At 71.6% G+C, this 24,657-nt stretch carries 27 protein-coding genes; 14 read left to right on the top strand and 13 right to left on the bottom strand.

The genetic code is table 11. The features are described 5' to 3' along the window. The first annotated feature begins 16 nt into the window (after positions 1-16). Entirely contained in the window at positions 17-1,090 is a 1,074-nt protein-coding gene (locus MT346_RS09320; protein WP_243562771.1) for a low specificity L-threonine aldolase, read from the top strand. Positions 1,091-1,244: 154 nt separating this feature from the next. Here MT346_RS09320 and MT346_RS09315 read toward each other — a convergent pair whose 3' ends face one another. From MT346_RS09315 to MT346_RS09305, 3 genes are all read right to left on the bottom strand, one after another. Continuing rightward, the gene (locus tag MT346_RS09315) at positions 1,245-1,562 is read right to left on the bottom strand and encodes a hypothetical protein (protein ID WP_243562769.1); all 318 of its coding nucleotides are present in this window, start codon (positions 1,560-1,562) and stop codon (positions 1,245-1,247) included. A gap of 35 nt (positions 1,563-1,597) precedes the next feature. After that, positions 1,598-1,987, bottom strand: coding sequence for a hypothetical protein (locus MT346_RS09310; RefSeq protein WP_243562768.1), 390 nt, complete (start codon positions 1,985-1,987; stop codon positions 1,598-1,600). Between the two features lie 92 nt (positions 1,988-2,079). Continuing rightward, complete coding sequence (locus tag MT346_RS09305; protein WP_243562766.1) at positions 2,080-3,030, bottom strand: NAD-dependent epimerase/dehydratase family protein; 951 nt, start codon at positions 3,028-3,030, stop codon at positions 2,080-2,082. A 620-nt stretch (positions 3,031-3,650) separates the two neighbouring features. Between MT346_RS09305 and MT346_RS09300 the strand changes: the two genes are divergently transcribed. Both MT346_RS09300 and MT346_RS09295 read left to right on the top strand, forming a co-directional pair. Next, positions 3,651-4,559, top strand: coding sequence for a glycoside hydrolase family 16 protein (locus tag MT346_RS09300; RefSeq protein WP_243562764.1), 909 nt, complete (start codon positions 3,651-3,653; stop codon positions 4,557-4,559). A 120-nt stretch (positions 4,560-4,679) separates the two neighbouring features. Next, positions 4,680-5,255, top strand: a complete 576-nt coding sequence (locus MT346_RS09295; RefSeq protein WP_243562762.1) for a TetR family transcriptional regulator — start codon at positions 4,680-4,682, stop codon at positions 5,253-5,255. A gap of 85 nt (positions 5,256-5,340) precedes the next feature. On the opposite strand, the gene MT346_RS09290 is transcribed toward MT346_RS09295, so the two are convergent. Next, positions 5,341-6,666 (bottom strand): fibronectin type III domain-containing protein, encoded by a 1,326-nt coding sequence (locus MT346_RS09290; protein ID WP_243562761.1) that lies wholly within the window; start codon positions 6,664-6,666, stop codon positions 5,341-5,343. A gap of 171 nt (positions 6,667-6,837) precedes the next feature. Further along, entirely contained in the window at positions 6,838-7,482 is a 645-nt protein-coding gene (locus MT346_RS09285; protein ID WP_243562760.1) for a GntR family transcriptional regulator, read from the bottom strand. A 119-nt stretch (positions 7,483-7,601) separates the two neighbouring features. Between MT346_RS09285 and MT346_RS09280 the strand changes: the two genes are divergently transcribed. The 6 genes from MT346_RS09280 (at position 7,602) to MT346_RS09255 (ending at position 12,921) form a co-directional block, all read left to right on the top strand. Then, the gene (locus MT346_RS09280; RefSeq protein WP_243562758.1) at positions 7,602-8,309 is read left to right on the top strand and encodes a DUF969 domain-containing protein; all 708 of its coding nucleotides are present in this window, start codon (positions 7,602-7,604) and stop codon (positions 8,307-8,309) included. Further along, positions 8,306-9,379 carry a DUF979 domain-containing protein gene (locus MT346_RS09275; protein ID WP_243562756.1) on the top strand — a complete coding sequence of 358 codons (1,074 nt, stop codon included), beginning with the start codon at positions 8,306-8,308 and terminating at the stop codon, positions 9,377-9,379. The genes MT346_RS09280 and MT346_RS09275 overlap by 4 nt, the downstream gene beginning before the upstream one ends. Next, complete coding sequence (locus MT346_RS09270; protein ID WP_243562755.1) at positions 9,366-10,421, top strand: DUF2891 family protein; 1,056 nt, start codon at positions 9,366-9,368, stop codon at positions 10,419-10,421. The genes MT346_RS09275 and MT346_RS09270 overlap by 14 nt, the downstream gene beginning before the upstream one ends. 38 nt (positions 10,422-10,459) lie before the next feature. Next, a complete protein-coding gene (locus tag MT346_RS09265) occupies positions 10,460-10,912 on the top strand; it encodes a hypothetical protein (RefSeq protein ID WP_243562753.1) in 453 nt (150 codons plus the stop codon). Positions 10,913-11,074: 162 nt separating this feature from the next. Then, a complete protein-coding gene (locus MT346_RS09260; RefSeq protein ID WP_243562751.1) occupies positions 11,075-11,647 on the top strand; it encodes a helix-turn-helix transcriptional regulator in 573 nt (190 codons plus the stop codon). Continuing rightward, positions 11,644-12,921, top strand: coding sequence for a type II toxin-antitoxin system HipA family toxin (locus MT346_RS09255; RefSeq protein ID WP_243562750.1), 1,278 nt, complete (start codon positions 11,644-11,646; stop codon positions 12,919-12,921). Before MT346_RS09260 ends, MT346_RS09255 begins: the two co-directional genes overlap by 4 nt. 13 nt (positions 12,922-12,934) lie before the next feature. Here MT346_RS09255 and MT346_RS09250 read toward each other — a convergent pair whose 3' ends face one another. The 6 genes from MT346_RS09250 to MT346_RS09225 form a co-directional block, all read right to left on the bottom strand. After that, on the bottom strand, positions 12,935-13,240 hold the full coding sequence (locus MT346_RS09250; RefSeq protein ID WP_243562748.1) for a putative quinol monooxygenase: 306 nt from the start codon (positions 13,238-13,240) through the stop codon (positions 12,935-12,937). A 948-nt stretch (positions 13,241-14,188) separates the two neighbouring features. After that, positions 14,189-15,079 carry a biotin-dependent carboxyltransferase family protein gene (locus tag MT346_RS09245; protein ID WP_243562746.1) on the bottom strand — a complete coding sequence of 297 codons (891 nt, stop codon included), beginning with the start codon at positions 15,077-15,079 and terminating at the stop codon, positions 14,189-14,191. Beyond that, a complete protein-coding gene (locus MT346_RS09240) occupies positions 15,076-15,708 on the bottom strand; it encodes an allophanate hydrolase subunit 1 (protein WP_243562744.1) in 633 nt (210 codons plus the stop codon). The genes MT346_RS09245 and MT346_RS09240 overlap by 4 nt, the downstream gene beginning before the upstream one ends. Further along, entirely contained in the window at positions 15,708-16,475 is a 768-nt protein-coding gene (locus MT346_RS09235) for a LamB/YcsF family protein (protein WP_243562743.1), read from the bottom strand. The genes MT346_RS09240 and MT346_RS09235 overlap by 1 nt, the downstream gene beginning before the upstream one ends. Positions 16,476-16,527: 52 nt before the next feature. After that, positions 16,528-17,865 (bottom strand): NAD(P)/FAD-dependent oxidoreductase, encoded by a 1,338-nt coding sequence (locus tag MT346_RS09230; protein WP_243562742.1) that lies wholly within the window; start codon positions 17,863-17,865, stop codon positions 16,528-16,530. A gap of 92 nt (positions 17,866-17,957) precedes the next feature. Next, positions 17,958-19,895, bottom strand: a complete 1,938-nt coding sequence (locus MT346_RS09225; RefSeq protein ID WP_243562741.1) for a glycoside hydrolase family 43 protein — start codon at positions 19,893-19,895, stop codon at positions 17,958-17,960. 174 nt (positions 19,896-20,069) lie between these two features. Here MT346_RS09225 and MT346_RS18400 point away from each other — a divergent pair, with 174 nt between their 5' ends. From MT346_RS18400 to MT346_RS09210, 3 genes are all read left to right on the top strand, one after another. Further along, positions 20,070-21,041: a helix-turn-helix domain-containing protein gene (locus MT346_RS18400; RefSeq protein ID WP_243562739.1), complete on the top strand. Its 972-nt coding sequence runs from the start codon at positions 20,070-20,072 to the stop codon at positions 21,039-21,041. Between the two features lie 31 nt (positions 21,042-21,072). After that, a complete protein-coding gene (locus tag MT346_RS09215; RefSeq protein ID WP_243562738.1) occupies positions 21,073-21,708 on the top strand; it encodes an MBL fold metallo-hydrolase in 636 nt (211 codons plus the stop codon). Between the two features lie 71 nt (positions 21,709-21,779). After that, positions 21,780-22,268 carry a hypothetical protein gene (locus MT346_RS09210; RefSeq protein WP_243562736.1) on the top strand — a complete coding sequence of 163 codons (489 nt, stop codon included), beginning with the start codon at positions 21,780-21,782 and terminating at the stop codon, positions 22,266-22,268. Positions 22,269-22,277: 9 nt separating this feature from the next. On the opposite strand, the gene MT346_RS09205 is transcribed toward MT346_RS09210, so the two are convergent. Continuing rightward, on the bottom strand, positions 22,278-22,931 hold the full coding sequence (locus MT346_RS09205) for a VOC family protein (RefSeq protein WP_243562734.1): 654 nt from the start codon (positions 22,929-22,931) through the stop codon (positions 22,278-22,280). A 132-nt stretch (positions 22,932-23,063) separates the two neighbouring features. On the opposite strand from MT346_RS09205, the gene MT346_RS09200 reads away from it, so the two are divergent. Then, positions 23,064-23,675, top strand: coding sequence for a hypothetical protein (locus MT346_RS09200; RefSeq protein ID WP_243562732.1), 612 nt, complete (start codon positions 23,064-23,066; stop codon positions 23,673-23,675). Then, positions 23,675-23,902: a helix-turn-helix transcriptional regulator gene (locus MT346_RS09195; protein ID WP_243562731.1), complete on the top strand. Its 228-nt coding sequence runs from the start codon at positions 23,675-23,677 to the stop codon at positions 23,900-23,902. The genes MT346_RS09200 and MT346_RS09195 overlap by 1 nt, the downstream gene beginning before the upstream one ends. Before the next feature lie 43 nt (positions 23,903-23,945). On the opposite strand, the gene MT346_RS09190 is transcribed toward MT346_RS09195, so the two are convergent. Further along, positions 23,946-24,638, bottom strand: coding sequence for a TetR/AcrR family transcriptional regulator (locus tag MT346_RS09190; protein ID WP_243562729.1), 693 nt, complete (start codon positions 24,636-24,638; stop codon positions 23,946-23,948). Between the last annotated feature and the right edge of the window lie 19 nt (positions 24,639-24,657).

The raw sequence follows: 24,657 nt of genomic DNA, 5'->3' as shown, positions 1-24,657 counted from the left end.
AACCTAGGATGAAGAAGTGACCCTGCAACTGCACGACCTGGACCTGCGGGGCTTCGCCTCGGACAACTACGCCGGGGTGCACCCCGAGATCCTCGACGCGATCGCCGCCGCCAACGCCGGACACCAGATCGCCTACGGCGAGGACGTCTACACGGCACGGCTCAACGACGTCGTCCGCCAGCACTTCGGCGAGCAGGCCGAGGCCTTCCCGGTGTTCAACGGCACGGGCGCGAACGTCGTCGGTCTGCAGTCGATGCTGCCGCGCTGGGGTGCCGTCGTGTGCACCTCGACCGCGCACATCCACACCGACGAAGCCGGGGCTCCGGAGCGGGTCGCCGGCATCAAGCTGCTGACCGTCGACGCCCCCGACGGCAAGCTCACCCCGGAGCTCATCGACAAGGAAGCCTGGGGTTGGGGTGACGAGCACCGGCCCCAGCCGCTCGTCGTGTCGATCACCCAGACGACCGAGCTCGGCACCGCGTACACGGTCGACGAGGTCCGCGCGATCGCCGACCACATCCACCCGCTCGGCATGAAGCTGCACATGGACGGTGCCCGCATCTCGAACGCCGCGGCGTCCCTCGGGATCCCGCTGCGCGAGTTCACCACGGACGCCGGTGTCGACGTGCTGAGCTTCGGCGGCACCAAGAACGGCATGCTCTACGGCGAAGCGATCATCGTGCTGAACCCGTCGGCATCCGAGGGCCTGCACTACCTGCGCAAGATGAACATGCAGCTGTCGTCGAAGATGCGGTTCGTGTCGGCCCAGCTCATCGCGCTGCTGTCCGACGACCTGTACCTGCGCTCGGCCGGGCACGCCAACGCCATGGCCGCTCGACTCCGGTCGGCCCTCGAGCAGGGGATCGCGGACGGCAGCATCCAGGGCGTCGGATTCAGCCAGCAGACCCAGGCGAACGGGGTGTTCGCGACGCTGCCCGCCGGCGTGGCCGATCGGCTGCGCAAGCACTTCCGGTTCTACGACTGGGACGCCAGCCGGAACGAGGTGCGGTGGATGTGTTCGTTCGACACCTCGGAGCAGGACATCGACGACTTCGTGGCAGCGCTGACGCGGGAGCTCGACGCGGCCTGAGGCGCGTCGGCGTCGGCTGGCCCGCCCGCGCGCCTACCGGCCGGCGCGCCCGCGCACCGGCCGGTCCGCGCGCTTCGCACCCCGGTGCGGACATCGCGCCCCGTCGCACCGGGGCGCGATGTCGCTCAGGGGGTGCGATGCACGCGCGGCGTCGTCAGCCGTGTTCGCGGCCGGGCAGGGCTGCGCCCCCGAGGAACGCGTCGTACTCGTCGCGCACGTCGTCCTCGACGATCGGCGCCCCGTGGCGGTACCGCGCGTCAGTCTGGTCCCGCTTCGGCCCCGACACCCAGTACCGTTCCCGGGACTCGACGTCCACGAAGTTCGCGTCGAAGGCAGCCGAGCGTGCGAGCGTCCGTCCGTGGAAGATCGCGGTCTTCCACGACTTCGTGAACCGCACACGGGTGATCCATGCGGGGCCGGCGTCCAGGTCGTGGCCGGTCTTGAGCTGGACGTACATGATGCGTTCGGGCACGGAGTGATCGTAGAGCGTGCTCGCGGGAGCGGCGGTCACTGCGCGGTGGACTCGCCCGTTCCTCGTACCCACCTGCGGTCGAAGCGGGTCTGGTCGTAGCGCGCCAGGTGGCGGCTCGTGCCGTCGAGGAACGCGGGCAGGTCCGGCAGCGGCAGCCACGTGCCGTCGAACGGCTCCGGCGCGAACACGCCGTCGACGCCGCGGGTCAGGAACTCGTCGACCGTCCGGTGGCCGGGCCGGAAGCCCTTCGCGACGTGCACGTTCCGGCCGCCGAGTGACCGGACTCGATCGAGCGCGTCCCGCTTGCTCGACGCGACGAGCACGACCGTGACGAGGAACGGATCGAAGACCGCCACCTCGACGGCGGTGCGGCCGTCCGACAGCACCGTGGCGTACTGCGCGAACGGCTTCGACCTGGTGGACATGCAACGAGCCTACGGACGGCACGGGTCGTTGACGCGACCCATCGCCGGACAGGAGGGTCGGTGCCAGCTGGTACCGGGCCTCCCGTCCGCGGTCACCGGGCTGCGAGGACCGCGGCCTCCTCTGCCAGCGTCAGGCCGGAGCGTCGTGGGCGGGTGACGCCTCGAGCCTGCTCGTCCGTCAGGACGTCCCGCAGGGTCGTCCTGAGCGGCCGGGTGGTCCCGCCCGACTGCCGGAACGCGCTGTTCGACCGACGGGCGAAGCCCGACGCCGAGCGTGGCAGCCAGAGCGGCAGCGATCGGGGACCGGCCCAGTAGCGGACGTCGTGTTCAAGCAGGGCCTCGTCCTCGAGCGGGAGGAGCTCGCCTGCGAAGCCGGCCACCGCGACGGCCTCGCGGAAGAAGGCGTCCATCGGGACGGCATCGCCGACGACGTTCACCGGGCCGGTGGCATCGGTGCGGGCGATCCACGCGGCCAGGTCGCGGACGTCGACCGTCTGCACGAACCGGTCCGTCGGCGTCGGGATCAGCACCGGGCCGGGCTGGCTCAGCCGAGCTGGCCAGTACCCGAACCGGTCGCTCGGGTCGCCGGGGCCGACGATCAACCCGGGTCGGGCGATCAGCAGCCGGTCGCCGAGTCGCTCGGCCGTCGCACGTTCGGCGGCGACCTTGGCGTCGGCGTACTGCGACAGGTCCGTCGGCTCGACCAGGGGAGCGGACTCGTCGGCGCCGGGTCGGTCGTCGTCCGCGGAGACGGAGACCGTCGAGACGAGCGTCCAGTGCCCGGCGTGGTCGGCGAGCGCGTCGAGCGCTCCGGCCACCAGGCCCGGGTCGGACGCGACCTCGACGACGCGGTCCCACGGGCGGCGGACCGGGTCGTACGCGTCGGGATCGCGTCGGTCTGCGCGCACGAGCCGTGCTCCGTGGGGCACGGCGCCGGACGTGCCTCGCGCCAGGCAGGTGACGTCATCGCCGTCCGCCAGGGACTGTGCGGCGATGTGTCGACCGAGCCAACCGGTGCCACCGAGGATCAGCACGTCTGCCATGGGACCAGTCAACCCGCTCGCGCGGGCAGGGGCGCTCCGGGGTGCCTGGGTCGCACCCCGGCGTGGACATCGCGCCCGTGCCACGGGGGCGCGATGGGGCTGAGAGGGTGCGATGCGCGCAGACCCCCGCCGCCGCCAGCGCCCGCGCGCAGAGGTGCGAGGGTGTCCACGGCGGGTTCGGGCCCGGGGGGACGCCCGCGCGCTACGACGCCGTCGGGTGCGACGCTCTCGTCAGACGATGTCCGCCCGGTACCGGGGTCGGGCATCCGCGGCTCGGGACCGCGGAGGAGCACCAGCGACGGTACGACCCGGGGCGCTGGCGGGTTCCCAGGCGTGCGCGGACTGCACCGTCCGGTCGGCTCGCGAGCCGACGAGTCCACGGTGTGGACCCTGGATGTTCAGGCACCGATTTGTGCAGTGTCCCCCGAACGAGGCACAGATGATGCATCATGTCTGGGGGACGCGTCACCGAACCACCTTCGGCATCCTGCCGTCCGGACGCATCCCATCCCGCCGCTTCCCGCGCCCGAGCCCCTAGAGGAGCCCGACATCTCCACTCGAAGCACGCGCACGCCCATGCGCCTGAAGACCCCCACGACCCCCACCGAACGGAACGCCCGATGAACCGCCGCGCCAAGATGATCGCGGTGGCCACCGCGAGCCTGATGCTGATCGGGGCCCCCACCGCCGCACAGGCCTGCTCCTGGTGGGGCTGGGACGGTGGCTCCCACCACTCCCGCCCCGCGCCGTCGCCGACCCCCACCGAGGACCCGACGCCGACCCCGACCGAGGACCCCACGCCTGCGCCGACCGAAGAGTCGGCACCGGTCGAGGACACGACGCCGGAGCCCACCCCGACCGACGACGTGACGGCCGAGGCCGCCCCCGCCGCGCAGCAGGACTCCGCTGCGACCGCGCCGGACGCGTCGTTCGTCGAGGACTTCAACACGCCGGCCCTGCTCGGCAAGGTCGCGTCGCTGTACAAGCAGGCGTGGCAGCCCTACCCGGACGGCACGTCGGGCATCTACGCGCCGAGCAAGACCGTCTCCGTGGCGAACGGCGTCATGAACGTCGCGCTCGGTGGTGACGGCGCTGCCGGCACCTTCGGTACCTCGGCCGGCGCCTGGGACCACGTCGGTGGGACCTTCTCCGTCCGCGCTCGTGCGGACGGTGGCGACGGCAACGGCGCGGCGTTCATGCTGTGGCCGACGTCGAACGTCTGGTCCGACGGCGAGATCGACTTCCCGGAGGGCAACTTCGAGGCAAGCCCCTCCGCGTTCCAGCACTCGATGACCCCGGGTCAAGAGGCGAACCGCACCCAGATCCCCAGCGGGGTCTCGTGGCGCGACTGGCACACCTACACGGTCCAGTGGATCCCCGGTCAGTCGGTGACGTACAGCGTCGACGGCAAGGTCCTGCAGACCGTGACGCACGACGTGCCCACCACGCCGCACCGTTTCATGTTCCAGACCGGCAACTGGGGTGCCTCCGGCAACCTGCAGATCGACTGGGTCGCGACCACCGAGTGATCGTGGTCTGAACCGGAGACGGACGGGAGGCCCGATGCCAGCTGGCAGCGGGCCTTCCGTCTGCGGCCCGGCCACCGCGCCTGCTGCCGCCTGCCCCGCCCGCTCGGTACCGTGGTGGCCATGGCCACCTTCACGCCGCCCGCCGCCGACGCGATGCGCGCCCGACTGCTGCTCGCGGCACGCGACGAGTTCGCCGCCGTCGGCCTGGCGTCGGCGCGCATCGAACGCATCGGTGCCGCCGCCTCGAGCAACAAGGCGCAGGCCTTCCACTACTTCGGTAGCAAGGAAGGACTGTTCGACGCCCTGGTCACCCAGACCGTCGACGACCTGCTCGCTGCGGTCCCGTTCGACGCCGAGCACCTGCCGGAGTGGGCCGGGAACCTGCACGACGCCGCGGTCGATCGTCCGTGGATGCCGCGCCTGCTGACGTGGCACCGGCTCGAGCGTGCCGATCAGCACCCACTGCCGGCGATCGTCGAGCGCGCCACAGAGCTGACCGCCGCGATCGAGCACGCCCAGCGCGCCGGGGTCCTCCCACGGTCCCACCGACCCGCCGTCCTGCTCGGGCTGGTCGTGCACCTGGCCGCCTTCTGGAGCTCGACCACGTCCGAGTACGCGCCCCTGGTGCAGTCCGTGACAGCACCGCGGCGACGCCAGGTCGTCGTCGACGCGGTCGCTGCGCTGCTCGGGCACTGACCGACGTCGTCCCGCCCGACTGCTCGGGGGACGAGGAACGCCCCGCCGTCGGATGACGGCGGGGCGTTCTCGGTGCTGCGTCGTGTCAGGCTGCGACGAGGCGGGTGAACTGGTCGGCGGACAGCTGCTGTGCGGCTCCACCACCGGCCGGCAGGCGCCAGAGACCCGGCGTCGGACCGGCGGGGATGTCGCCGAACAGGTCGCCGGCGTCGTCGGTCACGCCGAACACCGGCGAGCGGTCGACGGCGGTGATGCCCGTCACCGGGTACTTCGTCGTCGTGGTGCCGGATCGGACGAGCTCGTCGGAGAACGACCGGTCGATGGCGCACGGGGTCGGGTACTCGGCCGGGGCCGCGCACCACTGCTTCGACTCGACCAGCACGAAGCCGTCCTTGCTCACCGCGCCGATCTCGAACGCCGTGCGGTCCGACAGCTTCGTCGAGGTCGAGCTCCCCACGGGCAGCAGGTACCACGTGTTGTAGCCACTGGCGCCGACCGTCCACGAGTGGATGTAGACGTCACCGTCGGCCTCGACGGACATGGCGTCCGCACGACCCGAGGGGAACGGTCCCGAACCGGTCAGCGTGCGGGTCGTGACGGCTCCCGCTGCGGTGCGCACGGTCAGCACGTCACCCGACGACGCGTGGCGGAAGGTCGCCACGATGCCGGTCGAGGAGACGGCCCACAGCGAGCCGGGTGTGCCGAGTCCCGGCACGGCGGCCGGGGTGCTGCTGCCGACGGGCAGTCGGTTCACTGCGCCGGAGACGGAGTCCGCCCAGAACAGGTCGCCCGCGTCGTCGGTGCGCAGGTCCGGCGAGGCGTGCAGTCCGGTCGCGACCGAGTGGGACGCGGAGCCGTCGTGCGGGTACTCGACGATGGTGGTGCCGTCAGCGGCAGGCACGAAGACGTCGCCCTGCTGGTCGGCGGTGTAGCCGTCACCGTTCGGTGCGACGACGGTGCTCGCCGTGCTGCCGTCGGTGGCGAAGCGGACGACGTTGCCCGCGGTGTCGAGTCCGAACAGCGCGGAGACGGTCGGTGCAGCGACCTTCGGCACCGTGTACCGCACCGAGGCCGCCGGGCTGCTGCCGCGCTTGTTCGTGGCGCGGACCGAGAACGTGTAGGTCGTCCCCGGTGTCAACGACTCGAAGCAGTGCGACCGCGCGTTCACGGGCAGGGTCACGACGCCGTGACCCGGCCGCTGCTCGACCGGCTTGACGGCGACGGTCCACCCCGCGACCGGCGCGCCCTGACGTGCCGCACGCCAGTGCACGGTCGCGGTGTCGTCCTCCCCACGGACGGTGACGCGGATCGGGGTGGCCGGGGCGGACCGGACAGGAGCGGCAGCCGCTGGTGCGGCTGCTCCGAGGACGAGTGCCGCCGCAGCGACGGCGACGATCACGAGTTTCTTCACGATGGGATCCCCTCTGTCCGGGGCGCAGATGCGGCGGACGGCTCATGCTGGCACCCGCTGTTCCCGCTCGGGAACGGCTGGACGTGCGATGTGCGGTTCCCCGCACCGCATGGTTGCCGTGGCGGTGCGGACGGGAGGCCCGTGGCGGTGCCGCCACGGGCCTCCCGTCCGTCAGTCGGCGGCTGCCGCCGCGGATCGGAGCGTGCGCGCAGCGTCGTCCAGGTAGTCGGTCAGCAGGGTCGACGCGGCTTCCGGGTCGCCGGCGCGCAGTGCGGCGACGATCGCCTGGTTGCGGTCGACGAAGCCGGCGTGGAAGGCGGCGGGGTCGTCGGTCGTCAGGAAGGCCAGCCGCATCTCGGCGAGCAGCCCGTCCATGAGCCCCCAGAGCCGTTCGCTCGGCAGGGCCCGGACGAGCGCGGCGTGGAACCTGATGTCCGCCGTGCCGACCGCCTGCCAGTCGCCCGCTGCGGCGGCGACCCGCGCGTCATCGACGGCTGCGGCGACGTCCCGCATCGCGGCGGAGTCGGGGGCGATGGCGCGGACCGCGGCGCCCTCGAGCACCTGGCGAGCGGCGTACAGGTCGGTGACGTCCTCGGCGGTGAGGCGGCGGACGAAGACCCCACGGTTGAAGACGTGCTCGACCAGCCGGTCGCGGGCGAGCAGGCGGAATGCCTCGCGCAGGGTGTTCCGTGAGACGCCGAGCTGCTCGCTGAGGCGCTCCTCGGAGAGCTGTGCGCCGGGGGAGAAGTCGCCCGCGGCGATCATCGCGCGCAGCCGGTCGGCCGTCGACGCTGCGCCGCTGACGGTTCGGGTCATGGGGCGATCCTGGCACGGAGTGGTGGGCGTCCCATCACCCGGCGTCGCGTGTGACCGGCGTGTTACAGATCACGCGATGTGCTTGTGATTGTTGAACAATGCGGTCCAGACTGTCCCGCATGTTCGTGCTCATCGGGGTTGCCGTCGTCATCGTCGGGTTCGCACTGCGGGTCAACGCGCTGCTCGTCGTCACGGTTGCCGGCATCGTCACCGCGGCCATCGGCGGCATCGGGCCCGTCGGCATCCTCGACGCGTTCGGCAACGGCTTCGCGTCGAGCCGTTCCGTCACCACCTTCGCGCTCGTGCTGCCGGTCATCGGGCTCGTCGAGCGCTACGGGTTGCAGGACCAGGCCAAGCGGCTCATCGCCAAGCTCGACCGGCTCACGACCGGCCGGCTGCTGGCGGGGTACCTGGTCATCCGGCAGGTCACCGCGGCGGTCGGGCTCACCAGCATCGGCGGGCCGGCCCAGACCGTGCGACCGCTCGTGTACCCGATGGCCGAAGGCGCTGCCATCAAGAAGTACGGCCGGGTGGACGAGACGATGCGCGAGAAGATCAAGGGGTACTCGGCGTCGTCGGACACCGTCGGGGTGTTCTTCGGCGAGGACGTCTTCGTCGCCGTCGGCTCGATCCTGCTCATCACGACGTTCGTCGACGCCACCTACGACCTGGCACTCGAACCCATCGACCTGGCGCTCTGGGCCATCCCGACGGGCATCGCGGCGCTGCTCGTGCACGGCACCCGCCTGCTGCTGTTCGACCGCAAGCTCGACCGGATGGCTGCGGACGCGCGCGGCGCGACGGCCCAGGCGGGGGTCGCGGCATGATCACCAGCGAATGGCTCTACTGGCTCATCGGCGCGTTCTTCATCGCCGTCGCGGTCCTGATCGTCACCGACAGCACGCATGCCAAGCGCCTGGGCAACGCCGCGTTCTGGGGCATCCTCGGTCTGTCGTTCTTCTACGGCACGTTCGTCGCCGCGAAGACCGCGCCGGCGTGGGCACTCGGTGTCGCCGTGCTGGTGATGGTCGCGCTGGCGGGACTCGGCTTCACCGGCACGACCAGCCGGACCCGGGTGGCGAGCATCCCCGGTGCCGGCACCGGCGCCGAGACCGGACCTGCCGAACCGACCGGCGTCACCCCGAGGGCCGACGGCAGCAGCAGGAGCGTGCTCGCCACCACGACGCCGGACGAACGCGCGGCCTCCGCTCTGCGCTTCGGCAACCGGCTGTTCGTCCCGGCGCTGGTCGTGCCGGTCGTGGCCGTGTTGGTCGCGACCCTCGGCCCACTCGTGTCGTTCGGCGGCAAGCCCCTGCTCGCCGAGGGCAGTGCCACGCTGACCGGGCTCGGCATCGGATCGGTGCTCGCCGTCGTCGTCGCGGTGTTCGTCCTGCGGCCACCGTCGCTCGCGACCCCGGTGCGCGAGGGCGGCCGCCTGCTGCAGGCGATCGGCTGGGCCGCGCTGCTGCCGCAGATGCTCTCGACGCTCGGCATCGTGTTCACCCAGGCCGGGGTCGGCGACGCGGTCGGAACCATCATCAAGTCGATCCTGCCGAGCGGGTCGCTGCTCGCCGCGGTCGTCGTCTACTGCCTGGGCATGGCGCTGTTCACGGTGATCATGGGCAACGCGTTCGCGGCGTTCCCGATCATGACCGCCGCGATCGGCTGGCCGGTGCTCGTGCAGGGCTTCGACGGCAACCCCGCGGCGATCTTCGCGATCGGCATGCTCGCCGGGTTCTGCGGCACGCTGGTCACACCGATGGCCGCCAACTTCAACCTGGTGCCGGCGGCGCTGCTCGAGATGCGGGACAAGTACGGCCCGATCAAGGCGCAGATCCCCACCGCCGCCATCCTGCTCGTCGTCAACATGGGAGTCATGTACCTTGTCGCATTCTGATCGCGCCCGGATCGACCTCGACCGCGCTGCCTGGGCCGAGCAGTTCGCAGCCGTCGCCCTGCAGAACACCACCCGCGAGTACCCGTACGCCGCGCACCACACCACGTCGGGGCCCGACGACCGGGCACTGCCGGTCGAGCTCCACCCGGCCTTCGCGACCTCGTACGACTGGCACTCCTCGGTGCACATGCACTGGTTGGCCGCCCGTCTGGTCGCGTTCGGCCTGCCCGCCGGTCCACAGGACCAGATCACCGCGGTGCTGCAGGACCACCTGCGCGCGGAACACCTGGCGACCGAGGCCGCGTACCTGCGCGAGACGCCCCACTACGAACGGCCCTACGGCTGGGCCTGGCTGATGAAGCTGGCCGCCGAGGTCCAGGCCTCCGACGTCCCCGCCGTCCGATCACTGGCGCCGGGGTTCGCTCCGGTCGTCGACGTGCTCGACGACCTGGTCACGCGCTGGGTTGCCGGCGCAGCACACCCCGTCCGGCACGGCGTGCACAGCAACTCCGCGTTCGGGCTGCTGCTCGTGCTCGATGCGGCACGCGCTCTGGGTCGCGACGAGCTCGTCGCGACGGTGTCCCAGGCCGCGCGTGACTGGTTCGGCGACGACGCTGGCTGGCCCTTCGCCTGGGAGCGCAGCGGGCACGACTTCCTGTCCGCCGGGTTCGCCGAGGCCGACCTGATGCGGGCGGTCCTGCCCGCGGCCGAGTTCGCGCCGTGGGCCCGGGCGTTCTTCGCCGAGGTCCGTGCCGGCGACGCGGTCCTGACCCCGACCGTGGTCCGCGACGAGCACGACCCGCAGCAGGTGCACCTGTTCGGGCTCGACCAGTCGCGTGCCGGAGCCGCCCGTCGGATCGCGGACGTCCTGCGTGCTGCCGATCCGGACGACACCGCGCTGGCGGACCTGCTCGGCGATGCGGCCGATCGGCTGCTGGCGTCGGGGCTGCAGGCGAGCGTCGGCGAGGAGTACTGGTCGACACACTGGCTGGCGAGCTTCGCCTGGGACGCGATGGAGGCCCGCGAGCACGCCGCCCGCTGACCCTGGCGCCCGTCGCGCCCGTCGTGCAGGATGAGCGCATGCCGAGGGGGAGAGTCGGAGCCGTCGCAGCAGCAGTGACGCTGCTGGTCCTCACGCTGAGCGGGTGCAGCTTCGCCGGCACGGTCTCGTGCAGAGACGGCATCCAGCTCGACACCGCGCAGGACCGCATGGACGCGGCTCCGCTGGTCGTGGATGCCCATGTCCGCGCGACCGACCGGACCGTCGACGTCGAGGGCGACTACCGCCTGCTCGAGGCCACCGTCACCGAGGTGGTCAAGGGGACGGCGCCGTCCCGGTCGCTCGAACTGTTCTCGCCGTCGGACCAGTGCACGTCGAGCGGGAAGCCCGTCGAGTACCTGGACGACGTGCTCGCCGAGCCCGGCCGCTACCGGCTGTACCTGACGGCGGAGCGACCCGGCCTGTGGCGCCTGATCGTGCCGGGCGCCGCCGACCCCCTCGACGCCGACGGGAACGTCCGCCCGGCGAGCTGATGGTCAGGCGCGTCAGGGCATCCGGCCGAGCGCGGCGAGCACCCAGAGGCTGACTTTCCGCACGAACGGTGCCGTGCGCTCGAGCTCGGCGGCAGTCGACCCTCGCAGGATCTCGGCAGGAACACCGCGTGCGCAGAGTGGTTGGTCCCGGAGTGCAGCCTCATGCTCGCGCTCGAACTCGCACTCGCTGCAGAACACCTCGCCGGCTGCGCCAGGGTGCTCTGCCCACGCATGTCGGCATTCGGGGCAGTGCGCGTCGCGGAGTCGACGGCGGAGCGCGCGCGAGGTTGGGGGCAAGCAGTCCACGGCTCGATCATGCCGGATCACGTCGTCGGGCCGGGCCGTCCATCCGAACGCAGGAGAGAGTCACCGTCAGATGTGCATGAATTCATGTCAGAAGTGATCCGTCCTGGTATGATTTCGTATCAGGAGGCCCCTGTGGTTCAACGCACATCCGCCCGGCGACGGCGACAGCTGGCGGCGCTCGGCGAGAACGTCCGACGCTGGAGGGCGATCAACGGCATGTCCGCCGCTGAGCTCGCTGATCGGGCAGCAGTCTCCCGTCAGACGCTCCGCGCGATCGAGGCGGGCGAAGGTGGACGCATCGATTCCCTCTTCGCTGTGCTGGGCGCTCTCGGCATCGCGGACGCTGCTGTTGCCGGGATCGATCCGTACAACAACGAAGCAGCTCGAGCTCGGATCGACGACATGCTCCGCCTCGGGAAGACCCTGTGACTCCGGGCGAGGTCGAGGTCTGGGTGGGCACCGGCACCGGCACCGGCACCGGCACCGGCACTCGTCGCGTCGGAGTCCTGCGACCGTCGTTCATGGGCGGGCGGAACCTCGCCTCGTCGTCGTTCGAGTACGACGCTGCGTGGGTGCGCGACGGCTGGCAGATCTCACCAGATCTCCCGCTCGGCCAGCGGCGCATCTACGTCGCCGAGAACTCGACGCTGCCCGGTGCGTTCAGTGACGCGGCCCCCGACGACTGGGGCCAGAAGCTCATCCGCGCAGACCATGCACGCCGGCGACGTGTCGACTCAGCGTTGCCTGCGCGCTTGGGTGAGTTCGACTACCTGCTCGGTGTTGCTGACCACACGCGGATGGGTGCCCTCCGACTCCGCGTCGGTGAGACCTGGCTGTCGAGTGAAGCAGGCGTCGCGAACTTCCACGATCTCGACCGGATCGTCGAAGCAGCGCGACGGTACGAGCTCGAACAGGCGACCGATGATGACATCGCGTACCTCAACGACGTGGCGACATCGCCTGGGGGAGCGCGACCGAAGGCGAACGTCCGGACGGACTCCGGCAGCCTCGCGATCGCGAAGCTCCCACACTCGAAGGACGGGAACGTCGACGTCGAGCGCTGGGAAGCCGTCGCGCTGGCGCTCGCCGCGGACGCTGGTCTGTCCACGCCGCGATGGACGTTGGCGAGCGCCGACGCCGGGCGCGCCGTGCTGGTCTCGGAACGCTTCGATCGAGGGGCAGCAGGGGAGCGCTTCGGGTACATGTCCGCCCGGACGGCGTTCGGACTCGGAGCACACGACGACGGTGCGCGCGAGACCTACGAGGACTTCGCCGACGTGATCGATCAATGGAGCGTCACGCCGGCCGCAGATCTCAGAGAGATGTTCGGACGCATCGCGTTGACCGTGCTCGTCAACAACGTCGACGATCACTGGCGCAACCACGGGTTCATCCACACCGACCGTGGCTGGAACCTCTCACCGCTGTTCGATGTGAACCCCAGCCGCCATCGAGGCGTCATCGACTCGCGTCAGATCAACGCTGGCGACGACCCGGCGGATCGCCACCTACAACACCTCGTCGACATCGCCGGAGCGTTCCGTCTGCGCGACGCCGAGGCCCGCTCGATCATCGCGCGCGTCGCGGCGTCCGTGGTCAACTGGGAGTCGGTCGCGGCCGCTCTCGGTATCGCAACCGCGCAACGCGAACTGCTCCGAGTGGCGTTCGTCACACCACAGCTCGAATGGGCCTTGCAGTCCTGAAGGCCGCCTGGCGCTACGAGAGCGTGATGCTCCGGTCGAACGTCCTGGTGACGGGCGGCTCAGCCAGGATCGCGGCGAGTGCCTCGGCCTTGCCCTCGGGCGTGGCACGCCACGCGACGTAGGCATCGTGGGCGGCCGTGGTCGTCCACCGTTCGAGCACGACGACGCGGGTTGCGTCGGCATCGTCGACCAGCACCTCGAGCGACTCGTTGCCGTCGAACGCCGCGGTCTGCGCCAGGGTCTCGCGGATCGCGGACTCGATCGTCTCGGCCGGCAGGTCGTCACGCAGTCGGACCTCGAGGAACACCGTCATCGACATGAGAACACCTTTCCGTCGTGAAGCGCAGCCCGATCCGGTCGCGCACTCCGAGCCAACTCGGAGCGCGCCCGAGTTGTTCCTCACCGCACGATGCGGAAGCGCACCGGGTCACTCGGGCGCAACTGCGCTGCCCGGCCGACGGACCGGCCACATCTCCCCCGACGGGTGGTGTGCGACGTCCTCCGCAACGATCGTCACCTCGACTTCGAACTCGCCATCAGAACCGTCTTGCCGGATGCCACCTTCGACAGGTCCACCGCAGCGGTGAACCGCTTCGCCGCAAGGGGGCAGTTCCGTTGCGACCGAACACCCCGGATCAACGCGATCGTGATGGTGTGTGCCGATGGCAGGTACGTGACCGCCGAGGCTCTTCCGCAGGACGCATACGGCGTGTCAAGCCACGTCAGTGAGTACCGACCGACGCCATCCTCCTTCGCAGAGAACGCAGGGCCCAGGTTCGAGGGCAGCGCGTCGGATGCACGATGGAGCCGAAGGTCGAGTCGCTGCCCGGAGAGGTCCACGGTGGATGGTGGGAGCGGGAGGACATCTGTTGCCGCTTCGCCCGTGCATCCGGCGACCAGGAGGACCACGAAGACACTCGCTACTGCCAGAAGGATCCTCATCAGCGGTGGGCTGTCGATCCCGCGCCGATGTCGGTCGGCCACGAGCAGTCGGGGTCGGTGTCGGCGCGGGCAGCGTGCATCATCGAACACGCGCATCTCACCATGCATCCCCCCGAGAGTGAGCGCGGCCAACTATCCGCACAACCATCACCGATGACTGCCGCCCCTTCCACCTGAGTCCTTGACTCATTCTGACCGATCCGTCTGCAGGGGGTGTCCCCGGCCAGCGACCGCGCCTGAGCAATCAGTCCCGGGGAGCAGGGCGGAGATCGGCGTCGTGTGCGCGTCGTCATGAGCCGGTTTGCTCGCCGACATCCCACCGCCGTCACCGCGCGATGCGGAAGCGCACCACGTCACCCGGGCGCAGCTGCGCTGCCCGGTCGACGGACCCGGGCGTCAGGACCGCCACGACCGGGTAGCCCCCGGTCACCGGGTGGTCCGCCAGGAACAGCACGGGGTGCCCCTCGGGCGGCACCTGCAACGACCCGGTCTCGACCCCCTCGCTCGGCAGCTCGTGCGTGACGGCGCGGACGAGGGGGACCGCGGCGGTGGTCCGGACGCCGACCCGGTCGCTGTCGGCGCTGACGGCGTACTCCTGCTCGGTCAGGGTCGAGCGCCACGCGGGGGTGAACCAGTCGTCGCGCGGCCCGGGCACCACGTCGAGCACGACCGGCTCGCCGGGCATCGGCTCGCGTGGTGGAGCGACGGCGTCGACGACCGGCCACGATCCGGCCTCCGCTGCGGATCCGATCGGCAGGACGTCCCCGACCGACAGCGGCGCCGGCCCGAGTCGTGCCAGCGAGTCCCACGAGCGGCTGCCCAGGACGGGCTCGACGGCGAACCCGCCCCGGACGGCGACGTACGCGCGCAGCCCGGTCGCCGGCACCCCGATGTGCAGGACGTCGCCGGGACCGAGTAGCAGCACCTCGTACGCCGCGGCACCCCGGATCGTGCCGTCGAGATGCTCGACGTCGACGGGGCAGGGTGCGCCGGTGACCGTGGCGACCACGTGCGCGTCGGACCGCAGCGAGACGGAGCCGAGCAGGGCCTCCAGGACGGCCGCGTCGGGCCGGTTGCCGACCATACGGTTGGCCAGCGCTGCGGACCCCCGGTCGGCGGCGCCGGCCGACCCGAGGCCCATGTCGCTGAACCCGGGCCGGCCGCGGTCCTGCGTCGCGGCGCCGTACCCGACGTGCAGGACCGTCAGCCGGGTCACCGGTCGACCGCCACGAACCGCACGCGAGTGCCGGAGGGCGCGAGCGCCGGCGGGTCGCGGTCGAGCGACCACATCGGCGCATCGGTGCGCCCGATGAGCTGCCAGCCGCCGGGCGACGTGCGCGGGTACACGGCGCTGAACTCGCCCGCCAGTGCCACGGCGCCGCTCGGCACGGCCGTGCGCGCGCTCGCACGGCGGGGCAGGTCGAGCGACGGCGACGTGCCGGTCAGGTAGCTGAAGCCCGGGGCGAACCCGCAGAACGCGCTCGTCCAGACCTGCCCGGTGTGCCAGGCGACGAGCTCGGTGGTGGACAGGCCGGCAAGCCGGGCGACGTCGTCGAGGTCCTCGCCGTCGTACGTCACCGGGACCACGACGGGCTCGGCCTCGGCGTCGTCCACGGCGTCGACCGCGGGCTCGACCGCCACGAGTGCCGCGAGTGCCGCGCGCACACGACCGGCATCGGTGACCGTCGGGTCGAAGCGGAACAGCAGGGTCCGGGCGCCGGACACCACCTCGGTCACGCCCGGCAGACCGGACGCGGACAGCCCGGCCCGGAACGCGATGACCGCCGCCAAGGAATCGAACGTGGCGAGCAGCGCCGAACCACCGGCGGGACGCAGATCGAGCATCACAGCGTGGGCGCGAAGGGCGCGATCTCCACGCCCTGCGCGGTCAGCAGCGTCCGGATCGCCCGCGCCATCGCGACCGCCGACGGGGAGTCCCCGTGCACGCACACCGAGTCGGCCCGCACCCGGATCTCGGAGCCGTCGATCGCGGTGGCGACGCCCTCGGTCACCATCCGGAGCACCCGCACAGCGACCTGGTCCGGGTCGTGCAGCACCGCCCCCGGGGTGCTCCGCGACACGAGCGAGCCGTCGGGTTCGTAGGCGCGGTCGGCGAAGGACTCAGCGACGGCACGCAGCCCCCGGCGATCGGCCGCGCGCAGCAGCTCGGAGTCGGGCAGGGCCAGGATCGCGAGGGTCGGGTCGACGTCGGCAACCGCACGCACCACCGCGTCCGCCTGCACGGGGTCGGCGCACGCCGTGTTGTAGAGCGCGCCGTGCGGCTTGACGTACGTGACGGCCGTGCCGGCGACGTGTGCCGCCGCGGTCATCGCGCCGAGCTGGTGGACGACGTCGGCGTGCAACTCGTCGGGCGTGACGTGGACCGGGCGTCGTCCGAAGCCCGCCAGGTCGCGGTAGGCGACGTGTGCACCGACGGCAACGCCACGGGCGGCGGCTGCCCGCGCGGTCGCGAGCATGATCACGGGGTCGCCGGCGTGCGCCCCGCACGCGATGTTCGCGCTCGAGACCACGTCGAGCATCGCGGTGTCGTCGCCCATCGGCCAGGCGCCGTACCCCTCGCCGAGGTCGCTGTTGAGGTCGATCGTCGTCACGAGGGCTCCCTGTCGCCGAGGTTGTTCAACAATCCACCGAGGCGGCTCCAATCTACCGAGACAGTTCCGGGAACTCCAGTGCAACCGGGCGACCGAGCACAGCACCGGCAGCGCGCTCGCCGGAGCACATCGCCGCGGTGACGGTCGCCGGGTCCTCGGTCCAGGTCGCCTCACCGGCCAGGTGCAGCACGCCGCCGACCGGGACGGCCAGGTCGTCGTGGTCGCTCGTCCGCGAGCCGGGGGTCATGTACGCGTACGACCCGCGCGCGAACGGGTCGTCCTGCCACGCCGTGACGTGCACGCTCGTGGGTTCGGGGACGTCGCCGTACAGCCGCCGCAGTTGCTCGAGCACCGACGCGGTCACCTGCTCGACGCTCCACCCGCGGATGCCGTGCGCCGCGGGTCCGGCCGCGAAGGTCAGCAGCGTGGGCTCGCCGTCGAGCCGGGTCAGGTCGTACCAGGAGTGCCACCAGCGCCCTTCGGGCCCGAGCTGTCGGATGCCGTAGACGTCGGAGCCGTCCGCCGGGGCCCAGAACCGCGTCGGGAAGCGCAGCACCACCTTCTCGAAGGCGTTCATCCGGAGGCGGCCGAGTGCGGCCCGGTGGGCAGCGGGCAGGTCCGGCTCGATGACGAAGGCGTCGGACTGCAGCACTCCGACGGGGACCGTCACGACGACGGCGTCGGCCGCGAACGTCGTCTCCCCGACCGACACGACGTTGCCGGACGCCGACCACACCACCCGCTGGACCACGGACCCGAGCCGCACGTCGAGCCCCTCGGCCAGGTGCGTCGCGAGCGCGTCGTAGCCCTGGGGGAACACGACCTCGTCGCCGTCGATCGCGTCGTCGTCCAGCCCGTGCGCGGCGAGCCCCGCGATCGTGACCCCGTACTGCTCCTCGCTGCGGTGGGCCAGGTGCTCGCGGACCCGCTCGACGCGGTCCGCCGACCAGTGCTGCTGGGCCAGCGCGGCCTCGGTCACGTCGCGGTAGGTGGCGTCCGGCGCCGAGGCTGCGATCACCGGCGCGAGTGCGGCGTCGACGGCACGCACGTCCTCGACGAAGCGCCGAGTCGCCTCGGGGTCGAGCAGCTGGCCGTCCGGTCCCGCGTAGGCGATCGGTCGGCTGTCGGCCTGGTACCCGCCGACGGTGAACTCGACCGTCGGCATGCCGAACGCGTGCGCCGCGGCCGCGACCGGACTGCCGTCGACGCCGTGGATCCACGACGCGCCCAGGTCCGTGACCCGGCCGTCCGACCGGTCCGTCCACACGCGGCCCCCGACGCGGTCGCGGGCCTCGAGCACGACGGCGTGCTGACCGGCTGCCGTCAGCAGCCGTGCGGTGGTGAGCCCGGCGATGCCGGCGCCGACCACGATGGTGTCGAACCGTTCCATGGCCGCAGTCAACACGACCGCACTGACGGTGACCGCCTGGAGGCCCGGCACCGGTCCGCCGGACCGACACCGGGCCTCCAGACGGTCGCGGCTCAGGCCCGGGAGACCATGATCCAGCTCACCTGGATCCCGTACCCGGTCGCGGGCGAGATGCGCAGGTCGACGAGACCGTCGGAACCGACCTTCGTCGACGTGGAAAGGGTGCGGTACGTCCCGTCGATCGGTTGGGCGGTCGCGACCGTCGTGCCGTCGACGGCCACGGCGGCGGCACGACCCGGCGCGCTCTTCGTCCACGGGTCCCAGAAGCCCATGTCGACGCGGTACTTCCCCTTCGACAGGCCACCGAGCGCGTACTCCAGGTCGGTCTTGTCGGCCTGCCAGCGGACGGTGCTGGTCACGGTGCCGCCGCTCGTGCCCGAGGTGCCGCCGGTGGTGCCGAAGTACCCCCAGTGCGCGCGGCTGCCCGGGTCGACGCCGAAGCGCTGGTCCGGCACGGTGTTGATGATCCGGTCACCGCGCTGCTTCGCGAACCGCAGGTCGGCCGCCAGGTCGCTCGTGCCCTGGCCACCGGCGTCGACGAAGTACGCCAGCCGCTTCGGCATCACCGTCACGGTGCGGGTGAAGGTCCGGCCGTCGTCCAGCGTGCCCGTCACGACCCGCTCGCCCGGCGTCGACAGGGCGTCCGCCGCCCAGCGGACGCGGTGGGAGCGCTGCCGACCGTCCTCGCGCACGGTGACCTTCGTCGGTAGTGCCCGGGTGTCGCCGAGGGTGGCCTGTCCGGGGATCGTCGTCGTCACCGTCCAGATCGGCGACGGCCGCAGGTCGTCGAGCGACCACGACGTGGTGTCGCACGAGAACGACATGGCGCCGCCCTCGCCGAACGTCACGGGCAGCCAGATCGACGGCGCGGTCCGCAGGTCCTCGGCGTTGTTCCAGCGGTCGCCGATGTACACGACGCGGCCGTCTCCGAGGTTCAGCAACGAGGTGCTCTGCGAGTTGCACGTGGTGTCGGCGCCGGCGCCGGTCGCCGGGTTGCCGTGCGCGGTCCAGGTCCCCATCGGGTCGGTCGCGGTGGCGTAGGCGGCGGCGTTCGGTGCCCACCCGGTCGCGCCCGAGGTCACCAGGTAGTAGGTGCCGTCCACCTTGGTGAGCGCCGGTGCCTCGCGCTGGCCACCGATCCAGGGCTGTGGTCGTCGGAAGTCGACGCCCTCGACGGCCTTCGTCGGATCGGTCGCCAAGCCCGTGTAGTCCGCGTCGAGCTTCGAGATGTACAGGGTCAGGTTCTCTTCGGACGCGTAGACGATGTAGGCCGTCCCGTCGTCGTCGACGAACAGGTTCATGTCCCGGGCCATGCCGGGGGAGTCCGGCTTCTGGTTCGTCGGGTCGTCGGCGGACACACGGTCGAGCCGGTACGAGTCGATGTACCGGAACGGCCCCGTCGGGGAGTCCGACACGGCGACGCCGGCGGTGGCCTTGGCGTACTGCGCATCGGAGTCCGCGGTCGGTCCGTCGGCGTGCACCCACATCACCCACTGCCCGGTCGCCGCGTTGTGGATCACCTTGGGGCGCTCCAGGATCGCTCCCGGGCGGGTGGCGCTCGGAGCGGTCACCCCGAGGTCCCGGTACACCGCGTCCTGCCGGGTGCTGTCGTACCCGCCGTAGAGCGTCGAGAAGTACGGGTCGTCGAAGTCCGCCCGGCTGGTCATCGTCCGGAGCGCCAGGCCCTGGTCCCTCCAGCTCGTCAGGTCGTACGACGAGTACACGTGCACGCCGCGCGTGTTCGCGTACCCGTTCACACGGTCCTCGCCGTACCAGTAGTAGATCGTCCTGCCGGCGCTGTCCTGGGCGGTGACGACCTGGCCGCCGTGCCCCTGGACGGGCGCTCCGTTGTCGTCGTTCCACTGCTGGCCCGGGTGGAAGGTCCCGGTGTCGGCAGCGTGTACCGGTGCGGTACCCAGTCCGGCGACCAGCAGTGCTGCTGCGACCGCCCCCGCGGCGATCGTCCATCGTCGTGTTCGTCGAATCCCCATCGATCCGGCCTCCTCGGCTCGTGCTGCCCCCGTTGGCAACGTCAACATCCTGCGACGGTCCTCAGGTGGATGCAAGGTGGTGCGGCAACTGGACCCCCGTCTGACGCGCGGCGGAGTCGATCCACGAAACGCGGACCCGTCGCGGGATCCCGGGTTGCCGAGGATGGTGGAGGGGTGAACGAGACGACCTCCCGACCCCCGACGACGGCGCTGGTCGCCGTCTCCGGGCAGGACACGGACTCGGCGATCACGTCACTCGCCGGCATGTACGCCGGCCGGACCTGGTACTCGTCTGCCCTCGACCAGCAGTACTGGTACAAGTACGTGGCGGTCGGGGACGACCAGCTCAGCGTCCGTCGGTCGCAGATGCACGGCTACCTGCGCGGCGACGTGGCGACCGAGGGCGAGGTCGTCGTGCAGTGGCTCGACCGTGGGACCGCCCGGGTCGACGTCGGACGCGACGAGGTCCGGATGGAACCGGGCGTCCCCACGCTGTTCCCCGTCGAACGACGCTTCCGGATGGAGTACCAGGACTGGGACCAGCGGCTCGTGCACCTCGGGCAGGACCTGGTGCGCCAGGTGGCCGAGGAGTCCGGGCTGCTCGCCGGCGGCCCGCTGGCGTTCGACCACCGCGTCACCCCGGATCCGACGAGCATCGCTGTGTGGCGCACGGCCGTCGCGGGGGCGATGCGCGCGCTGCACACCGGCGGAGTGGGTTCGCTCGCCTGGCACGAGGCGCAGCGCGAGGTCGCCCGTGCCCTGCTCCGGCTGTACCCGCTGCAGTCCGAGCCGCTCGGTGCCGACCCGGCGCAACGCGCGGGAGCCCGCCTCCGGACCGCCATCGAGTACCTCGAGGCGCATGCCCACGAAGCCGTGACGGTCACGGCGATCGCCGACGCCGCTGGGCTGAGCGTGCGCGGGTTGCAGGACTCGTTCCAACGGACGCTCGACCAGAGCCCGATGGCCTACCTGCGCGAGATGCGGCTGCGCCGGGCGCAGGAGGACCTGCTGCTGCTCGATCCGGGCGAGTCCTCGGTGGCCGAGGTCGCGCGCCGCTGGGGGTTCACGCACATGGGGCGGTTCTCGGCCGAGTACGCCAGCCGCTTCGGCGAGTACCCACGGCACACCCTGCGCCGCTCGTCCTGAGTTCCGAGGACGGAGGCGCAGAATCGTCTGCATGGACCTCACGAAGTACACCCACGCCACCGTCGTGCTCACCAAGGACGACACCACCCTCGTGATCGACCCGGGCGCCTACACGCCGAACTCCGCGGACCTGGTCGCCGGCACCACCGCGGTCCTGGTCACCCACGACCACCCGGACCACCTGGATGCCGACGTGCTGACCGCCGCGCTCGACGCCCAGCCCGAGCTGCGCGTCTGGGCACCGGCGAGCGTCACCCAGGCGCTCGGCGACCACGACGGCCGGGTCACGACCGTCGCCCCGGGCGACACGTTCGACGCGGCCGGCTTCTCGGTGCAGGTCGTCGGCGGCGACCACGCGGTCATCCACGCGGACATCCCGCTCATGAGCAACGTCGGCTTCGTGGTCGACGGCGCCGTGTACCACCCGGGCGACGCGTACTTCGTCCCCGAGGTCGCGGTCGAGACCCTGCTGGTCCCCACGTCGGGCCCGTGGGCGAAACTCGGCGAGCTCGTCGACTTCGTCCGCGCCGTCCACCCGTCCCGCGCGGTGCAGATCCACGACCTGATGCTCAGCGATGCGGGCAAGGGCTCGTTCGCCCAGTTCGCGCAGCAGCTCACGGGGACCGAGCTGGTGACGCTGGCGGACGGCGAGACCATCGCACTCTGACGCGGCCGTCCCCAGGACTGGAGGCCCGGTGTCGCTTGGCAACGGGCCTCCGCTGGTGCCATGGTGCAGTCATGAGCACGCAGGCAGCACCGACAACGACGGCACGCCCGACGGTCGTCACGATCGCGGCGGCGATCTGGTGGGTTGAGACGGTCGTCCGCCTGGCCGTCGGTGTGCCACGGCTGCTCGTCAGCCTGGGCACCGAGGACACGGGCCTGCTCGTCGCCACCGTCGTGGGTGGTGTCCTGTTCCTGGCTCTGACGCTGTTCTTCGGGTGGCTGGCGCTGCGGATGTGGCGCGGCTCGGGGACCGCGCGGCTGTGGTTGGCGATCATCGCCGGACTGGGCCTGGTGTCGACGCTCATCGGGTTGGTGACCACTCCGCCGGACTGGGCCGTCCTCGAACCGATCGCGCTGGCCGTCGCCGCCGTGCTGAGCTACCTGCCCTCGGCGCGCGGGTGGTTCCCGAAGGCCGAGCGCCGTCCGCGCCGCGTCGAGCCGAAGACCCTCGGGTGGGACCCGGAGACCGGCGAGCGCATCACCGAGGACACCGAGCGCTGACGGACTGGTTCAGCGCAGGACCTTGTCAGCCCCGAACGCGACGGGCTGCGGCAGACCGACGTCGATCGTGACGCTGCTGTCCGCGGCGATGCGGTCGGTCGTCGGCAGCCACGGCCGGCCCGGCGCCACCAGGACCAGCAGCCCGTCGACGTCCCCGACCGCGCCGAAGCCGGCGGTCGGGGGCGCCGCGTAGGGAGCGACGCCGACGTCTGCGAGTCGCTGTGCGGTCGCGACGACGTCCTCGACCACCACGCCCACCTCGCTGACACCGACCACGCTGTCCGCGGTGAACGGTCCGACGTGCTCGGCTGGCAGCACGCGACGTTCGATGAACTCGAGCACCTGGCCGTCGGGTCCGTCGAAGTAGACGGAGCGGGAGTCCCACCCGTCGGGGCCCTCGAACACCGTGATCCCGTCGCGGGACAGCACCGGCGCGCGGTCGGCGATCCACGCCACGGCGGCGTCGAACGTGCCGGTGGGGATCGTCATCGCCAGGTGGTGCGTGCCGATCAGTGCGGGGTCGGGCTCGTGGTGGACCCGCGTGTGGCCGACGTCGACGGACACGCGGTCGGGTCCCTGGATCGTCGGGAACCCGAGCGGGCGCCACCACGCTGCGACGGTGTCGAGGGAGCGGACGGGGAGCGTGACCTGGGTGATGCGCATACCGCGATCCCATCACCTCGACATCGGTTGAGATCAAGACCCTTGACACGCGGCTACATATCGATCATCGTTGTATCGACATTCGATGGTACCGATGATCGATGGTGCCGCTGACCGACAGGAGAGGGAACGATGAGCACACCCGTCTACGACCCGCCTCGTGGCAGGAACTCCTACCTGGGGTACGTCGCCGCCTGCGTGATCGGCATCGGACTGCTGGTCTGGCGGTACGTCGCCGACCTGGCCGAGTCGATCCGCACCGGCACCGTCACCGTCCCGGTGCACGTCGCTGCGACCAGCGCCGTGCCGCAACCCCCGGGCGGAGCGACCGTCCGCACCGAGCAGCTCGCCCTGCTGGTCCGGACCGCCGACGTGCCGGCCGGCGCGATCGGGTACATCCGCGTCGGCGACGCCCTGGAACTCGTGTTCGTCGCGGCACTCATCGGCCTGGTCGCCACCGTCGCGTGGCGGATCGCACGGGGCGGTCTGTTCGACACCGCCACGGCGAAGGTCCTGGACGTGCTGGCGGTCGCGGTGGTCGTCGCCGGGTTCGTGCCGGCGTTCGTCCGCCGGATGGGCTGGAACTGGGTGGTGTCCGCACTGGGATGGGACGGCCGCCTGCCCGACCCCGTCCTGGACCCGCCGTACGTGCCGGTCTACCTCGGGCTGCTGCTCGTGATCTGCTTCCGGTTCGCGCTGACCGCCTCGCAGCGGATGGTGCGCGACCAGGCCGGCCTGGTCTGATGCCGCCCGAGACCGACGACGGCCACGCGGTCGTCTGTCACCTGGACGACCTGCTCGCCGCCAGGGGGATGACCCTGACCGAGCTGGCGGACCGGGTGGGCGTCACCGTCGTCAACCTGTCCGTGCTGAAGAACAACCGCGCCAGGGCGATCCGGTTCTCGACGCTGACACGGCTGTGCGAGGTGCTCGGCTGCCAGCCCGGCGACGTGTTCTCCGTCCGGCGCTGACGGCACCAGCCCGCGGACGGCGGACGGGAGGCCGCGGTCGGGTTCAGACGACCGCTGCGGCCAGCAGGGCCTCGGCATCACGGCGTGCGACGGCGATCGCCGCCGTGTCGAGCCCGCAGGCCCGCAGGCAGGTTGCGACGATGGCGTCCCGGTCGGTGTCGCGGACGCTGCCGGCGCGTCGCAGCTGGATCACGGTCTCGGCGAGCTGGATGAGCAGACCGCCGAGCTGTGTCGGGGTCAGGGACGCGGTGACGTCGGGCGTCGCGGCGAGCGACCCCAGCCGGCCGTAGGTGTCCTGCAGCTCGCGACGCTCGACCCGGAACCCGTCGTACCGCTCGCCCTGCACCTCGGGCAGCAGGTAGAGCGTGCCGATGTTGTGTGGCGTGCGCACGAGGGTGTCGACGTCGATGAGCACCAGCGCCGCCAGGGCACCGGCGGCGCTCGCCGTGTCCGGGACCCGCTGCTCGAGGCCGCGCACCACGTCCAGGCTCGGGCGCACCGAGGTGGTCAGCAGCTCGACGAGCATGTCGTCCTTGCCGGCGAAGTGGTAGTACAGCGAGGCCTGCCGGATGCCGACCCGGTCCGCGATCGCCCGGGTGGACGTGGCGCTCAACCCGTTCTCGACGAACAGGGCCGCGGCGGCGTCGAGGATCTGCTCCCGCGGCGACAGCTCCGAGTCGGTCGTGCCGGCAGCCCGGGGACGGCCGACACGGGTGGGGCGGTCGTCGGCGGGCATGCCCCCATCCTCCCAGGCC

The sequence above is a fragment of the Curtobacterium sp. VKM Ac-2922 genome (genome assembly GCF_022815645.1).
Taxonomy (GTDB): domain Bacteria; phylum Actinomycetota; class Actinomycetes; order Actinomycetales; family Microbacteriaceae; genus Curtobacterium.
Note: the sequence above shows the minus strand (reverse complement) of the source record. Positions and strands in the feature narration are given on the sequence as shown.